At 74.8% G+C, this 15,544-nt stretch carries 13 protein-coding genes; 6 read left to right on the top strand and 7 right to left on the bottom strand.

The features are described 5' to 3' along the window. Window positions 1-68 precede the first annotated feature (68 nt). The 3 genes from LPA42_RS22615 to LPA42_RS22605 form a co-directional block, all read right to left on the bottom strand. Complete coding sequence (locus LPA42_RS22615; RefSeq protein ID WP_043968814.1) at window positions 69-641, bottom strand: hypothetical protein; 573 nt, start codon at window positions 639-641, stop codon at window positions 69-71. Next, the gene (locus tag LPA42_RS22610; protein WP_077940026.1) at window positions 638-1,624 is read right to left on the bottom strand and encodes a tRNA (adenine-N1)-methyltransferase; all 987 of its coding nucleotides are present in this window, start codon (window positions 1,622-1,624) and stop codon (window positions 638-640) included. Before LPA42_RS22610 ends, LPA42_RS22615 begins: the two co-directional genes overlap by 4 nt. 71 nt (window positions 1,625-1,695) lie before the next feature. Continuing rightward, window positions 1,696-2,853, bottom strand: a complete 1,158-nt coding sequence (locus LPA42_RS22605) for a M50 family metallopeptidase (protein ID WP_077939987.1) — start codon at window positions 2,851-2,853, stop codon at window positions 1,696-1,698. 87 nt (window positions 2,854-2,940) lie between these two features. Between LPA42_RS22605 and LPA42_RS22600 the strand changes: the two genes are divergently transcribed. The 5 genes from LPA42_RS22600 to LPA42_RS22580 all read left to right on the top strand — a co-directional run bounded on the left by LPA42_RS22600 (window position 2,941) and on the right by LPA42_RS22580 (window position 9,403). Further along, complete coding sequence (locus LPA42_RS22600; protein ID WP_077939986.1) at window positions 2,941-3,858, top strand: PD-(D/E)XK nuclease family protein; 918 nt, start codon at window positions 2,941-2,943, stop codon at window positions 3,856-3,858. 76 nt (window positions 3,859-3,934) lie between these two features. Beyond that, window positions 3,935-5,131, top strand: a complete 1,197-nt coding sequence (locus tag LPA42_RS22595; protein WP_077939985.1) for a sensor histidine kinase — start codon at window positions 3,935-3,937, stop codon at window positions 5,129-5,131. Window positions 5,132-5,183: 52 nt separating this feature from the next. Further along, the gene (locus LPA42_RS22590) at window positions 5,184-5,873 is read left to right on the top strand and encodes a response regulator transcription factor (protein WP_077939984.1); all 690 of its coding nucleotides are present in this window, start codon (window positions 5,184-5,186) and stop codon (window positions 5,871-5,873) included. Between the two features lie 198 nt (window positions 5,874-6,071). After that, the gene (locus LPA42_RS22585) at window positions 6,072-6,845 is read left to right on the top strand and encodes an ABC transporter ATP-binding protein (protein ID WP_077939983.1); all 774 of its coding nucleotides are present in this window, start codon (window positions 6,072-6,074) and stop codon (window positions 6,843-6,845) included. Then, window positions 6,845-9,403, top strand: coding sequence for an ABC transporter permease (locus tag LPA42_RS22580; RefSeq protein ID WP_077939982.1), 2,559 nt, complete (start codon window positions 6,845-6,847; stop codon window positions 9,401-9,403). Before LPA42_RS22585 ends, LPA42_RS22580 begins: the two co-directional genes overlap by 1 nt. Before the next feature lie 188 nt (window positions 9,404-9,591). On the opposite strand, the gene LPA42_RS22575 is transcribed toward LPA42_RS22580, so the two are convergent. The 4 genes from LPA42_RS22575 to LPA42_RS22560 form a co-directional block, all read right to left on the bottom strand. Further along, the gene (locus tag LPA42_RS22575) at window positions 9,592-10,770 is read right to left on the bottom strand and encodes a Cmx/CmrA family chloramphenicol efflux MFS transporter (protein ID WP_077939981.1); all 1,179 of its coding nucleotides are present in this window, start codon (window positions 10,768-10,770) and stop codon (window positions 9,592-9,594) included. 369 nt (window positions 10,771-11,139) lie between these two features. Next, window positions 11,140-11,787, bottom strand: a complete 648-nt coding sequence (locus LPA42_RS22570; protein WP_077939980.1) for an HAD family phosphatase — start codon at window positions 11,785-11,787, stop codon at window positions 11,140-11,142. Window positions 11,788-11,953: 166 nt separating this feature from the next. Continuing rightward, window positions 11,954-12,703, bottom strand: a complete 750-nt coding sequence (locus LPA42_RS22565; protein ID WP_077939979.1) for a neutral zinc metallopeptidase — start codon at window positions 12,701-12,703, stop codon at window positions 11,954-11,956. 165 nt (window positions 12,704-12,868) lie between these two features. After that, window positions 12,869-13,975, bottom strand: a complete 1,107-nt coding sequence (locus tag LPA42_RS22560) for a calcium:proton antiporter (protein ID WP_077939978.1) — start codon at window positions 13,973-13,975, stop codon at window positions 12,869-12,871. A gap of 253 nt (window positions 13,976-14,228) precedes the next feature. On the opposite strand from LPA42_RS22560, the gene LPA42_RS22555 reads away from it, so the two are divergent. Then, a complete protein-coding gene (locus tag LPA42_RS22555) occupies window positions 14,229-15,527 on the top strand; it encodes a glycosyltransferase (RefSeq protein ID WP_228986838.1) in 1,299 nt (432 codons plus the stop codon). Window positions 15,528-15,544 lie beyond the last annotated feature (17 nt).

Here is a 15,544-nt window from a genome sequence, read left to right as displayed (position 1 = left end):
GTCGACCGGGCACCCGCCGGGTCGCCCCGGGCGGGGCGACCCGGGCGGCGTCGCCCGGCGGGCCGGGCTCAGAGCAGCGGCCGGCCCACCACGGCGGCGACCGTCCGGGCGAACTCCTCCAGCCGGGCGATCTGCCCCGCCCCGCCGTCGTCGAGGGTCTTGCCGAAGCGCAGCGCGTCGTGCCGGGGCACCCCGCCGATCTCGTCGCCGGGCGGTGCCTCGTCGAGCGAGGTGAGCAGCAGGTAGACGTCGATGCTGTCGACCCGGATCCGGCCGTCGTCGGTGCGGGTGAGCCGCCGCCGGCAGCCGACCTCGGTGACGGTGGAGACCGGCACCACCCGCAGCGACGAGGTCATCGAGCCGGGCGGCCCCTCCCCCGGCGGCACGTCCTCGCCGTGCCAGAGCACGAGGCGGCTGCCGTCGCAGACCACGACCTCCTGCCACACGCCGTTGACCTCGTTGACGAACCGTTCGAGGGTGAAGCCGAGCACGGACGCGCCGCGCAGCACCCCGCCCAGGGCCTCCAGGGCGACGTCCGGGTCCCGCAGGTACGCCCGCGCCGCCGATTCGAGGTCCGGGTAGGGCGACCAGTCGGGGAAGACCGCCGGCACGTCCTGACCGCCGAAGCCCGGCTGGCTCATCCGGCCACCCCACGCTCCTCCGCCGTGTCGGGCAGCGCCCCGGCGGCCTGGGCGGCGGCGGCCTGGCGGGCCTCGGCGGCCGCGCGCAGCGCCTGCTTGCGTTCGGCGTACGCCTCGGCGCCCTTGCTGGGTTTGCGCCGCCGGGGCGGTGCGGTGACGCCGGGGGCGAGCCGGCGGGCGGAGACGAGGAACGCGGTGTGCGCGATCATCCGGTGGTCGGGGCGCACGGCGAGCCCTTCGGCGTGCCAGTCGCGCACCAGGGACTCCCAGGCGCGCGGCTCGGTCCAGCCGCCGCGCTCGCGCAGCGCTTCCACCAGCTCCGACAGCTGGGGGGTGGTGGCGACGTAGCCGATGAACACCCCGCCGGGCACGAGGGCCCGCTCGACCATGTCGAGGGCCTCCCAGGGGGTGAGCATGTCCAGGATGATCCGGTCGAAGCCGGTCTCCGCGCAGTCGGCGACGTCGCCGACGTGCAGCCGCCACGCCGGGTGCGGGCCGTGGAAGAACGCCTCGACGTTGCGGCGGGCGATCTGGGCGAAGTCGTCGCGCAGTTCGTAGGAGTGCAGTTCGCCGGTGGTGCCGACGGCCCGCAGCAGGGAGCAGCTCAGCGCGCCGGAGCCGGCGCCGGCCTCGAGGACCTTCGCGCCGGGGAAGATGTCGCCCATGGCGACGATCTGCGCCGAGTCCTTCGGGTAGATCACCTGGGCGCCGCGCGGCATGGACAGGACGTAGTCCGACAGCAGGGGGCGCAGCGCGAGGAACGCGGTGCCGCCGCCGGAGGTGGTGACCACGCTGCCGTCGGGCAGCCCGATGAGCGCGTCGTGGGCGAGGATCCCGCGGTGGGTGTGGAACTCCTTGCCGGGCTCCAGGGTGACCGTGTGCATCCGCCCCTTCGGGTCGGTCAGCTGCACCCGGTCGCCGGGGCGGAAGGGGCCCCTGGCGTGGCGGAGGCCCGGCGCGGCGCTGCCGTGGGCCGCCGGCACGGGCGGCGACGCCGGGGTGTCGGCGGACGCCGGCGCGTCGGGGTCGGCCGGGAGGGTGGGGGGATGTGCGGTCACGTGTTCATCTTCCGTTTGGGTTCCAGGAGCTGCGCCAGGTCCGCGATGTGCAGAACGCCGACGACATCTTCGCCTGCCGTCACGACGTACTGTGCGCCCGGGTGGGTCCGCACGGCCTCCATGACCCGTTCCCCGTCGAGGCCGGCCGGCAGGACGGGCAGGCCGGCGAGGGCGCGGGCGACGGCGTCGACGGCGATCCAGGGCCGGCGGGCCGGCGGCACGGCGTCGGCGGCGACGGGGTCGACGAGCGCGACGGGCCGGCCGGCGCCGTCGGTGACGGCGAGCGCGGCGTCGGGGCGGTCGCCCTCGGCGCGGCGGCGCTGCGCCTCGGCCAGCGGGGTGCCGGTGGGTACGGCGAGGACGGGGCGGGCCAGTCGGCGCAGGTCGATCAGCGGGAAGCGGCGGCTGATCCGGGCCAGCCGGATGGACTGGCCCGCCCCGCGCCACAGGGTGACCGCGACGAGCAGCATCAGCGGCAGGGCGAGGGGCGCCAGCAGCCGGTTGACGGTCAGCACGAGCGTCGCCGCGACGGTGCCGACGGCGACGACCCGGCCGACCCAGCCGGCGACCTCGGTGCCGGTGTGCCGGTCGCGGGTGACCGCCCACACGGCGGCCCGCAGGGCGCGGCCGCCGTCGAGCGGCAGGCCGGGCAGCAGGTTGAACAGCGCGACGATGACGTTGCTGACCGCGAGCTGGAAGGCGAGCTGGTTGGTCAGGGTGCCGTCGGGCAGCGCCAACGTGGCGGCGACGGCGGCGGCGCCGAGCACCGCGGAGACGGCCGGGCCGGCCAGCGAGACCAACAGGTCGACGCGGGGGCTGGGGGCGTCGCGGTCCATCTCCGTGTATCCGCCGAGCAGTTCCAGGGTGATGCCCCGCACGCCGATGCCGTAGCGGCGGGCGGTGAGGGCGTGGCCGAGCTCGTGCAGCAGCACGGAGCCGAGCAGCGACACGACGAACCCGACGCCGATCAGGTACGCGCCGAGCTGGGACAGGTCGAGCTGGCGGCGGGCGAACTCGGCGTAGGTCACGGTGACCAGCAGGGCCAGCAGCAGCATCGACCCGTTGAGGTGCAGCGGCACGCCGAGGATCCGGCCGACGGTGAGGCCGGGGCGGGTGGGACGGCGCGGCGGTCGGTCGGTCTGCGGCGGCTCCATCGCCCCGATGCTACGGACCCGACGCCGACGGGCACCTGCCGGAGCGGCGCGGTGGGCTTGTCGGACCGGTGGCCTAACCTTCCGGGCATGACGGCGGAACCGGTGATCGACCAGCAGCAGGCGCGGGCCACGGCGGAGGTGCCGGCGACGGTCCGGGCGTCGCTATCGCCGTCGCGGGCGGCCGACTTCAAGACGTGTCCGCTGCTCTACCGGTTCCGCAGCATCGACCGGCTGCCCGAGCGGCCGAGCGTGGAGCAGGCCCGGGGCACGCTGGTGCACGCGGTGCTGGAGCGGCTGTTCGACCTGCCGGCGGCCGGGCGCACCCCGGAGGCGGCCGGTGACCTGGTGGCCCCGCAGTGGGACCGGCTGGTCACCGAGCAGCCGGAGCTGGCGGCCCTGTTCGACGCCGCCGATCCCGACGGCACGGCGGAGTTCCTGCGGTCGGCGTCCGGGCTGCTGGGGGGCTACTTCGCGGTGGAGGACCCGCGCCGGTTGGAGCCGGCCGAGCGGGAGGCGTTGATCTCGGCGGTGGTCGACGACGAGCTGTTGATCCGGGGCTATCTCGACCGTCTGGACGTGGCCCCCGACGGGGCGCTGCGGGTAGTCGACTACAAGACCGGCGGCGCGCCCCGGGAGGCGTTCGAGGCGCGGGCGTTGTTCCAGCTGAAGTTCTACGCGCTGGTGCTGTGGCGCACCCGCGGGGTGGTGCCGCGGGTGTTGCGGCTGCTCTACCTCAAGGACGCGGAGGTCTGCGACTACGCCCCCGACGCGGAGGAGCTGGCGCGGTTCGAGCGCACCGTGGTGGCATTGTGGCAGGCGATCGAGGCGGCGACGGCCCGGCAGGATTTCCGGCCCCGGCCGAGCCGGCTGTGCGACTGGTGCAACCACCGGGCGCTGTGCCCGAGTTTCGGCGGCACCCCGCCGCCGTTCCCGGCGGCGGCCGCCTCGGCGGATCCGCTGGTCGACGCCCGGTCGCGGCCCAGCCCGCCCGGCGCGGACGAGTGAGCGTCCTCCCTGAGGAGGAGACCGGGTTCACCGTCGGCGACGATCGATCCCGCGTGGCGGCGGCTAGCGTTCCCCTATGACCGCAGGGTTGAGGGCGTGGCTGCGCCGCCACCGGCTGGCCGCCGACGCGCTGCTCGCCGTCGCCGTGGTGCTGGTGGACGCCCTCTTCGTCCTGCTCACCCCGGTCGACTTCCGGCCCGGCCCGCTGCCTGCGGCGCTGGGCTGGAGCGTGCTGTGTGCCGCCCCGGTGGCGCTGCGCCGGGCGGCGCCGTGGCCGGCGGTGGCCGCCGCCGTGGCGACCCTGGCGGTGCCGGTGTTGTTCGGGCACGCCCCGAACACGCAGAGCCTCACCTTCGTGGCGTTGACGTACACGATGGCGGCGCACCACCGGGCGCACCCGGCGGCGCTGGCCGCCGTGGCGCTGTGGGTGCCGGTGGCGGCGGTCAACGTCCTCGACCCGATCGCCGACACGGTCTTCGAGGTGGGTCCGGCCTACCTGGTGCTCAACAACCTGCTCGTCGCCGTGGTGGCGTACGCGGTGGGCCGGGCGGTGCACGCCCGCCGCGCCTCCACCGAGGCGCTGCGGGAGCGGGCCCGGGTGGCCGAGCAGAACCAGCGGTCCCTGGCCGAGCAGGCGGTGGCCGACGAGCGGCGGCGCATCGCCCGGGAGCTGCACGACGTGGTGGCCCACCACGTGAGCGTGATGGGGGTCCTCGCCACCGGGGCCCGGCGGGTGCTGCGCCGCGACCCGGACGCCGCCGACGAGGCGATCGCCACGATCGAGGACACCGGCCGGGCGACGCTGCGGGAGCTGCGCCGGCTGTTGGACGTGCTGCGCACCGACGCGGAGCCGGCGGCCGACCTGGCCCCGCAGCCGGGGCTGGCGGGCATCGAGCCGCTGGTGGAGCAGGTGCGCGAGGCGGGGCTGCCGGTGACGTTGCGGGTCGAGGGCGAGCCGGGGTCGTTGGAGGAGGGGGTGGCGTTGACGGTCTACCGGATCGTGCAGGAGGCCCTGACCAACGCCCTCAAGCACGCCGGGGAGGCGACGGCGGTGGTGCGGTTGACGTTCGGCGCGGCGTACCTGGCGGTGGAGGTCACCGACACCGGTCGGGGGCCGGCGCCGGGCGCGGTCCGGGTCGGGCACGGGCTGGTGGGCATGCGGGAGCGGGTGGGCCTCTACGGCGGGACGCTGCGCACCGGGGCCCGGCCCGGCGGCGGTTACCGGGTGTACGCGAGGATTCCGGTGGAGCAGCTCGGGGCGGTGCCGGTGTGACCGGGCCGCGTCACGACCAGCCGGCCGGGCCGGCGCGACGGGGGGACCCCAGATGACCGAAGAGGGCGCGACGCCGCCGCGGCCGGTGCGGATCCTGCTCGCCGACGACCAGCCGCTGCTGCGCACCGGGTTCCGGATGGTGTTGGGCTCCGAGGAGGGGCTGGACATCGTGGCCGAGGCCGGCGACGGCGTGGAGGCGGTGGACCTGTCCCGCCGGCTGCTGCCGGACGTGGTGCTGATGGACATCCGGATGCCCCGGATGGACGGGGTGGCCGCGACCCGGGCCATCGTCGATGCCCGGCTGCCGGTGCGGGTGCTGATCCTGACGACGTTCGACCTCGACGAGTACGTGGTGGGGGCGCTGCGCGCCGGGGCCAGTGGTTTCCTGGCCAAGGACGTGCCGGCGGAGGACCTGGTGACCGCGATCCGCACGGTCGCCGCCGGGGAGGCGGTGGTCGCCCCGCGGATCCTCAAGCGGCTGCTGGACCGCTTCGCCGACTCGCTGCCCGATCCGGCGGCGACGCCGCCGAGGGCGCTCAGCACGCTCACCGAGCGCGAGCGGGAGGTGCTGGTGCAGGTGGCGCGGGGGCTGTCCAACGCGGAGATCGCCCGGGAGTTGACGGTCAGCGAGACGACGGTGAAGACCCACGTCGGGCACGTGCTGACGAAGTTGGGGCTGCGTGACCGGGTGCAGGCCGTGGTGCTCGCGTACGAGTCGGGTCTGGTGCGGCCCCGGGGGTAGCCGTTGACCTGGTGAGGCGGGGGCGTAGCGGTCAGGGGCAACCCTGAGCCGGAATCGGGGCCCACCCGCAGCGGGAAATCCGCCGTGGGTCCGCCCGAAGTCGGAGGGTTCGGCGCCGCGGGGGCCTGAGGATGGGCACATGCCCGCACCGGGCCAGCGGGGGCCGGTGCGGCCCACCCGACGGAAGAGGTAGATGACGTGACCGCGACGACAGGCCGCCAGGCGCAGGCCGCGGCCCGCGCAAGCGACGTGTGGAAGGTGTACGGCAGCGGCGAGGCGCAGGTCGTCGCGCTGCGGGGGGTGAGCGCCGAGTTCGAGCGGGGCAGGTTCACCGCGATCATGGGCCCGTCGGGGTCGGGCAAGTCGACGCTGATGCACTGCCTGGCGGGCCTGGACTCGGTGACCCGGGGCACGGTGGCGATCGGCGACACGACGGTGACGGGGCTCGGCGACGCGGGGCTGACGAAGCTGCGCCGCGACAAGGTGGGCTTCATCTTCCAGCAGTTCAACCTGCTGCCGACGCTGACGGCGAAGGAGAACATCCTGCTGCCGTTGTCGATCGCCGGGCGCAAGCCGGATCCGGCCTGGTACGACGTGGTGATCGCGACGGTGGGGTTGCGCGACCGGCTCGACCACCGCCCGGCGCAGCTCTCCGGCGGTCAGCAGCAGCGGGTGGCGTGCGCGCGGGCGCTGGTCGCCCGCCCCGAGGTGATCTTCGCCGACGAGCCGACGGGCAACCTGGACTCCCGCTCCGGCGCGGAGGTGCTGAGCTTCCTGCGCAACTCGGTGCGCGAGCACGGCCAGACGATCGTCATGGTGACCCACGACCCGACGGCCGCCGCGTACGCCGACCGGGTGGTGTTCCTCGCCGACGGGGAGATCGTGTCGGAGCTGATCGAGCCGACGGCCGACACGGTGCTGGACACGATGAAGAAGCTGGACGTCCCCGCCGCGACCGAGGTGGGCAACTGATGTTCCGGGCGACCATGAAGAGCCTGTTGGCGCGCAAGGTGCGCCTGGTCCTGTCCGGCCTGGCGGTGGTGCTCGGCGTCATGTTCGTCTCCGGGGCGTTCGTGCTCACCGACACCCTCGGCCGGTCCTTCGACGCGGTGTTCGCCGACGCGTACGCGGGCGTCGACGTCAACGTGGCCGCGAAGCCGAAGCTGGAGGTGGGCGAGGGCGAGGGCGAGCAGGTGTCCACGCCGTTCGCCGCGGACGTGGTGGACCGGGTGCGGGCGGTGCCGGGGGTGGCGGCTGCCACGGGTCGGGTCAACGCCGACGGGGCCCGGCTGATCGGCAGCAACGGCAAGGTGGTCACCTCGTTCGGTCCGCCGCAGCTCGGCGTGAACTGGGCGGGCGAGAGCGACCTGGTGCGGCTGCGCGAGGGGCGCGGCCCGCAGGCCGACGACGAGATCGCGGTCAACGCGGCGCTGGCGAAGGCAGCGAAGGTGAAGGTGGGTGACCGGGTCGGCGCGATGACCGCGTTCGAGTCGAAGCGGCGCGAGTTCACCCTGGTGGGGGTCTTCGGCTACAGCAGCGGCCGGGACACCATCGGCGGCGCGAACGAGGTCGCGTTCACCACGCCCGCCGCCCAGCGGCTGATGCTCGGCAAGCCCGGCACGTTCAACAACGTCACCGTGCGGGTCGCCGACGGGGTGCGCGCCGAGACGGTGCGCGACGACGTGGCCCGCACGCTGGGCGCCGGCTTTGACGTGAAGACCGGTGAGGAGCTCTCCGCCGCCTCGTCGGCCAGCCTCAAGGAGGGGCTGTCGTTCTTCAACAAGGTGCTGCTCGGCTTCGCCGCGGTGGCGCTGCTGGTGGGCACGTTCCTGATCCTCAACACGTTCTCGATCATCGTGGCGCAGCGGACCCGGGAGTTGGCGCTGATGCGGGCCATCGGCGCGAGCGGGCGGCAGATCATCGGTTCGGTGGTGCTGGAGGCCCTCGCGGTCGGCCTGATCGCCTCGGTCCTCGGGCTGGGCGCGGGCGTCGGGGTGGGCGCGCTGCTGGCCTGGGCGTTCGGCCGGTTCGCCGGCGGGCTGGAGCTGGCCGGGATCGGGGTGCCCCCGCAGGCGGTGGTCGGCGCGTTCGCCGTCGGCATGCTGATCACGGTCGTCGCGGCGCTGCTGCCGGCGCTGCGGGCGGCGCGCATCCCGCCGATCGCGGCGATGCAGGACGTGGCCACCCCGGACCGGCCGCTGACGAAGGTCACGGTGTCCGGGGCGGTGGTCACCGCCCTCGGCGGCGGGCTGCTGGCGGTGGGCCTGACCGGCAACGCGGGCGGGGCCACGCTGACGGTGATCCTGGCCGGGGTGCTGTTCACGTTCATCGGGGTGGCGCTGCTGACCCCGCTGATCAGCCGCCCGGTGGTGTCGCTGCTCGGGGCGTTGTTCGCCTGGTCGGTGCCGGGCCGGCTGGGCCGGCTCAACTCGGGGCGCAACCCGCGCCGCACGGCGATCACCGCCGCCGCGCTGATGGTCGGCATCGCCCTGGTGACCGGGGTGACGGTGATCCTGGACTCGGCGAAGTCGAGCATCTCCGCCTCGGCGGAGCGCACCGTCGACGCGCAGTTGGTGATCTCCGGGGAGCAGACGGGGCCCCGGCCGCCCACGTTCGACGCGTCGGTGGTGGACAAGGCCGCCGCGCTGCCGGGGGTGGACGCGGTGCTGGGCGTCTACAACGACAACGCGATCGTCGACGGCGACCGGACGTACGTGGTGGCGCTGACCGACCTGGCCGCGATGGCCCGCATCTACGGCACCGTGCCGCAGTCGGGCACGGCCACCACCCTCAAGCCGGACCAGGTGGCGCTGAGCGTGTCCGGGGCGAAGGAGCTGGGCAAGTCGGTCGGTGACCGGCTGACCGCGCAGTTCGCCCGGGGCGAGGGGCCGCACACGTACACGGTGGCGGCGGTGCTGCCCGACGAGCAGTCCATCGGGTCGATCATCCTGCCCGGGCAGGCGGGGCCGGAGTTCACCAACCCGGAGCCGTTCACGGCGCTGGTGCGGCTGACCCCGGGCACGCCGGTGTCGCAGGTGCAGCCGCAGCTCGACGCGCTGGTGGCCGACAACCCGGAGGTGTCGGTGGCCGACCGGGCCAGCTACATCGAGCAGCAGACCAGCGGTTTCGACACCCTGCTCACGATGATCCAGATCCTGTTGGCGCTGGCCATCGTGATCGCGGTGCTGGGCATCATCAACACCCTGGCGCTGTCGGTGCTGGAACGCACCCGGGAGCTGGGGCTGCTGCGGGCGATCGGGCTGCGCCGGGCGCAGACCATGCGGATGATCACCGTGGAGGCCGTGGTGATCTCCGTGTTCGGCGCGCTGCTCGGCGTCGCCGTCGGCACCGGCCTCGGCGCGGCGGTGGTCCGCGCGCTGAAGGACGAGGGGATCACCGACCTGGTGCTGCCGTGGTCGCAGATGGGGATCTTCCTCGGCCTGGCCGCGGTGATCGGGGTCGTCGCGGCGGCGCTGCCGGCGGTCCGCGCCGCCCGGATCAACGTCCTGGGCGCGATCGCCCACGACTGACGTGCAAGGAAGGGCCCCCTGTTAACGCATTCTGCATAGCAGGGGGCCCTTCTTAACGGCGGGCGCCGGGCCGGGTGCCCACGGCGGGCCCCGGGTCGGGCACCCACGCCGGGCGCCTGGTCGAGCACCCACGGCAGGCCCCGGGCCGGGCACCCACCGCGGCGGGCGACGGGCCGGGCCCGCCGGGGCTACGACGGGATCGGCTGCCCCGGCGGGCTCGTCCGGGCCCGGCTCCGGGCAGCCGGGACCAGTCCCACCGTGAGGGCCAGCGCCACCAGCAGCGCGCTGACCCACAGCGGGGACCGGTAGCCCAGGCCCGCGCCGATCGCGGCGCCGCCCAGCAGGGGACCGACGGTCGCGCCCACGTTGAGGGCGGCGGTGGCGAAGGAGCCACCCAGCGACGGCGCGTCGTCGGCCCGGTAGAGCACCAGCGTGATCAGCGTGGCCCCGACGGCGAACGACAGCGCCCCCTGCACGAGGACGAGCAGCAACGCCACCGGGGCGATCGCGGCGGTCGCCGCGAACAGCAGCCAGCCGGCGAGCAGGGCCAGGCCGCCGGGCACCAGGATCCGCATCGGCCGGGTGTCCGACAGCCGGCCGGCGACGGTGACTCCGACGAAGGATCCCAGGCCGAAGACCGCGAGCAGCGCCGGCACCCACGCCCTGCCGTACCCGCTGACCTCGGTGGCCAGCGGGGCCAGATAGGTGAAGGTGCAGAAGGTCGCGCCGTTGACCAGCGCGGCCAGGGCCAGGGTCACGGCCAGTCGGGGACGGCGCAGCGCGCGCAGTTCCCGCCGCGCGTCGGGCAGGGGGGCGCCCGGGGGCGTGGGCGGCACGGAGCGCAGGATCGCGACGGCGGCGGGCACCGAGACGGCGGCCACCGCCCAGAACGCCGTACGCCAGCCCCACAGGTTTCCGAGCACGGCGCCGGCGGGCACCCCCGCGACGCAGGCGAGGGTGACGCCACCGAGCAGCACGGAGGCGGCCCGGCCCTTGGCGTGTGGCCCGGCCAGGCCGACCGCCGTGGCGAGCCCCACGGCCAGGAACCCGGCGTTGGCCACGGCACCGACGACGCGGGTGGCCAACAGGACACCGAAGCTGCCGGTGACCGCCCCGACGACGTGGGCGGCGATGAAGGCGGTCAGAAAGACCAGCAGCGCCCATCGTCTGGGCCAGCGCAGGCTGAGCACGGCCATCAACGGCGCCCCGATGATCATTCCGGCGGCAAAGGTCGAGGTGAGCGTGCCGGCTGCCGGGACGGAGACCCGCAGGTCGGCGGCGATGTCCGGGATCAGGCCGGCCAGCATGAACTCGGAGGTTCCCTGGGCGAAGACGGCGAGCCCGAGGATGTAGATCACAATTGGCATGACGACTCCACAACCGCGTCGTGGGTGGATGGCGGGGCGGGGACGCGGCGGGCCACGGCGCGGCGGATCGGTCCAGCCGGGAACCCGGGCACCGCCGCGCGAGGCGACCGGGAGCCACGGCAGCACGGGCCCGATCAGGTCAGGGCGACGGCTACGGCATCCCGGGCAACAGCGGCGGCGTGGGTGACGGCACGGCGACGAGGCGCGCTGGCTCAGCCTGGGCTGAGCTTCACCGCGCCCTTGTCGGGGCCAGCCACCGCGCAGCGGTGGCTAGCGTCTGGATGCCTCGGGGCCGGACACGCAGCGGAGCCTAGTTGCCACGCGGAGCACCGTCAACGGAGATCGACGCAGGCGCGGGGAGGCCGGCGGTCAGGCGGGCGGCTCGCCGAGCAGAGCGGCGAGCAGTTCCAGGTCCGCGCCGGTCAGGCTGTCGAGCTGGTGTACGCCGTCGGTCGGCGCGATCGGCACCTCCGCCGGCACCGCCAGCACGGCCGCGCCGGCGGCGAGGGCGCTGGCCACCCCGGGCGGGGAGTCCTCGATCGCCACGCACCGGGCGATCGGCACGCCGAGCAGCCGGGCGGCCGTCAGGTACGGCTCCGGGTGCGGCTTCGCCGCGTCCACCTCGTCGCCGCAGACCACCACGTCGAAGCTGTCCCGGCCCAGGGTGTCCAGCGCCACCTCCACGAGCGGGCGGCCGCTGGAGGTGACCAGGGCGGTGGGGATGCCCGCCGCGCGGACCGCGCGCAGCAGCGCCAGCGCGCCGGGCCGCCAGCGCAGCCCGGTGCGGAACAGCTCCAGGATCCGGGCGTCGATCCACGCCGCGCTGACCTGCGGGTCGCGGTGCGGCTGGCCGAGGTCGTCGTGCAGGATCCGCATCGCGTCGGCCATGCTGTTGCCGATGAGCGCCTTGCGGCCGGCGTCGGAGAGGGTGGCGCCGTATTCGGCGGCGAGCTCGCGCAGCGCGACGTCCCACAGTTTCTCGCTGTCGACCAGGGTGCCGTCCATGTCGAAGAGCACGGCGGCGGGGTGGTGGCTGCTCAGGGGGTCCTCCAGGCGTCGCGGGGTCGACCCGATCCTCGCAGCCGGCCCGCCCCGGCCGGGACCCGGTCCCCGCCCCTGTCCACGCCCGGCGGTCCCGCCGCCGCCCGGCGGCGCCCCGGCGGCCGGCCCGCCGGGTACGCCGTCAGCCCAGGTTGCAGGCCGCGAGGCCCTGTTCGTACCCGCGGAAGAAGTGGTCGGTGCGTTGCTCGGCGGTGCCGTGCGCCCCTTCGGCGAACCACGGCTGGTCGGGGTCGTCGCCGACGGCGAGCAGCCCCTCCCGGAACTCGTCGAGGTCGCCGTCCTCCAGCCGCAGGTGACCGGCCTCGATCGAGCCGCCGATGTACGCCCCGGCCATGCAGTCGGCCTGCAGCTCCTGCTGAATGGTGAACTGGGCGCGGATGCCGAGGCGCACCTGGATGCCGTGGGCGTACTCGTGGCCGAGCAGGTAGTAGAGGAACGCGTCGCCGACCTGCCGGAACGCCGCCACGGACCAGCGGACGTCGTAGGCGATGAAGTCGCCCGCCGAGCAGTACACGGCGTTGTTGCGGGGCAGGGCCTGCCCGGCACAGGAGACCTCGCCCTCCCGCTGGTAGGGCACGACCCGCCGCACCGGCTGGAACCGCCGGCCCGACGCCCGGAACTGCGCGGTCCAGTAGATCTCGGCCTTGTCCACCGCGACGGCCATGTCCTCCTGGAACTCGGCCACGCTGGTGGTGCCGTCGGCGCGGGTCTGCTCCCCCTGCGGCGAGCTGGGCTGGCTGGTCGACCGGGGCAGGGGTTGCTGCGGCGCGCCTTCGTTCACCCCGCCGACCACGCAGCCGCTGGCCAGCACCAACGCGGCCAGCAGCCCGGCCAGCGGGCCGCCGGGCCGACGTCCCGACCGTGCCGTCACAGTGCCTCCCCGGCTCGTCCGACCGGTCCACTACCCCGGCTCCCTGTCGATCATGCCCGGCCGGCGACACGGTGACCATCCCCGATCGCGGTCGACCGGCCCGCACCCGGGGGCCGCACGCGTGGGCCGGGCCGGCGCGCGGCCCTCAGGGGTGGCGGCGAGGGATCAGGGGCTGGCGGCGAGGAAGACGAACGCGGCCAGCAGGACCAGGTGCACGCCGCCCTGCAGCAGGGTGGCCCGGCCCGGCACCACGGTCAGCACGCCGGTGACGACGGTCAGCGCCAGCAGGGTCAGCTGGGTGCCGCCGAGCCCGAGCAGCAGCGGCCCGTCGAGCCAGATGGAGGCGATCGCGATGGCGGGGATGGTCAGGCCGATGCTGGCCATGGCCGAGCCGAGGGCCAGGTTGAGGCTGATCTGCACCCGGTCGCGGCGCGCGGCGCGGGCGGCGGCGAGGGTCTCGGGCAGCAGCACCAGCAGCGCGATCACCACGCCGACGAAGGCCTGCGGCAGGTTCGCCGCCGACACCCCGGCCTCGATCGCCGGGGACACCATCTTCGCCAGGCCCACCACGGCGATCAGCGCCACCAGCAGCATGATCAGGCTGGCCAGGGCGGCGCCGGCCGAGGGCGGGTCGGCGTGCCCGTCCCCGTCGGCGTCGGCGACGGTCCCGTCGGAGGTGACCGGCAGGAAGTAGTCGCGGTGCCGGCCGGTCTGCACGAGCACGAACAGCCCGTACAGGGCGAGCGAGGCCACGGCGGCGAAGACGAGCTGCGGGGTGGAGAACTCGGGGCCGGGCCGGCTGGTGGTGAAGGTCGGCACGACCAGGCTGAGGGTGGCCAGGGTGGCCACGGTGGCCAGGGCACCGCCGGTGCCCTCGGGGTTGAACACCGCCACCCGGCGGCGCAGCGCCCCGAGCAGCAGCGACAGGCCGAGGATGCCGTTGCAGGTGATCATGACGGCGGCGAAGACCGTGTCCCGGGCCAGCGACACCGTCTTGTCCCCGCCGCTGATCATCAGGGTGACGATCAGGGCCACCTCGATCACCGTGACCGCGACGGCGAGGACCAGCGAGCCGAACGGCTCCCCCACCTTGTGGGCGACCACCTCCGCGTGGTGCACGGCGGCGAGCACCGCCCCGGCGAGGAACGTCGCGACCACCCCCACGACCAGCGGGGGCAGTTCCCTGCCCCAGGTCAGAGCCAGGATCACCACGGCCAGCACGGGCACGGTGAGGGTCCAGTCGGTGACGCGGGAGCGCAGGACGGCGAGCATGGGGTCAACCCTGCCAGAAATCGCGATCATCGCCCACAGTTCGGGACGCGGGCCGGCCCCGTGCCGCGCCGCCTGCGACTGGGCCGTTTCGGTCACCGTGGATACCCGGCAATGATGCCCGGCAATGCGGGAATGCCCCGCCGGCCAGGGCTTCCCGCATTCCGGAAGCAGGAAATGAACAGGCCTCACGACTGATGTACGACTCAGCCATCGGTCGATAGGTTGTGACGCCCCCGAGTACCGGAGTCACACCATGTCATCTGGCGCCGCAACGCCACTGATCTCCGTCATCGTCCCCACCTACAACCGTTCGCCCCTGCTACGCGGCACCCTGACCGCGCTCGCCGGCCAGCGGATGCCCGCCGAGCGATACGAGGTCGTCGTCGCCGACGACGGCTCCACCGACGACACCCGGCAGGCCGTCGACGCGTTCGCCGACCGGCTCCGCCTGCGCTACCACTTCCAGCCCGACCTCGGCTTCCGCGCCGCCGCCGCCCGCAACGCCGGCGCCCGGCTGGCCACCGGCGCCGTCCTCGCGTTCGTCGACACCGGCGTGCTGCCCGGCCCCGACTTCCTCACCGCCCACCTCGCCGCCCACGCCCGCCCCGGGCCGCCCCGCGCCGTCCTCGGCTACACCTTCGGCTACCAGCCCGGCGACCCCGTCCCCGGGCTGGAGGCCGCGACCCGCGACCGCACCCCCGAGGAGATCGTCCGCACGTTCGGCGCGCTGCCCTCCTTCCAGGACGGTCGGCACGCCACCTTCGCCAGCACCGCCTTCGACCTGTCCCGCGTCCCCCTGGCCTGGCAGCTGTTCTGGTCGCTCAACTGCTCCGTGCCGGCCGCCGACTTCCACGCCGTCGGCGGCTTCGACGAGGACTTCCGTTCCTGGGGCGGCGAGGACATCGAACTCGGGCTGCGCCTGGACCGCCACGGGCTCGCCTTCGAGGTCAGCCGCGAGGCGTGGGCGGTGGACAGCCCCCACCCCCGGGAGGCCGCCGTCGACACCGGCGACGACCCCAGCAACGTCCTGACCATCCTGCGCAAGCACCCCGAACCGGTGCTGGAGCTGCTCTGGGCCTGGTTCGCCCGGCACCTGCCCCAACTGGAGGACACCCGCGCCTGGCACCTGCGCCAGGAACTGCCCGCCATCCGCCGGGCCGTCAACCGGGTCCGCGCCCTCGACGTCACCGCCGAACTGGCCCGGCTGCGCGACACCGTGCCGCCCGGCACCCGCATCGCCGTGTTCGGCTGCGGGGGCGAACTACCGCCCGGGTTCCCGCCCGCCCACCTGTTCGACTACGACGAGACGCTGATCGCCAAGCTCCCCGACGATCCGATGCGCCCCGCCCACCACGCCCTCGGCATCCGCACCGTCCTGCCCGACGACGCCGTCGACGTCGTCTGGCTGACCTCCCGGATGACCCCGCTGTGGCGGCGCTGGCGCGCCCACCTCCTCGCCGAGGCCCGCCGCATCGGCGGCTCCGTGCAGGGCCCACTGGTGCAGGGGCCGCTGGTGCAGGTGGCCGCCGCCGCGTCCATCGCGGCCGGCTGACCGGCCCGTCCCACCGC

The organism is Micromonospora sp. DH13 (assembly GCF_020873825.1).
GTDB classification, from domain to species: domain Bacteria; phylum Actinomycetota; class Actinomycetes; order Mycobacteriales; family Micromonosporaceae; genus Micromonospora; species Micromonospora haikouensis.
The sequence above is the reverse complement of the archived record's forward strand: the minus strand, read 5'-3'. Positions and strand labels throughout refer to the sequence as shown.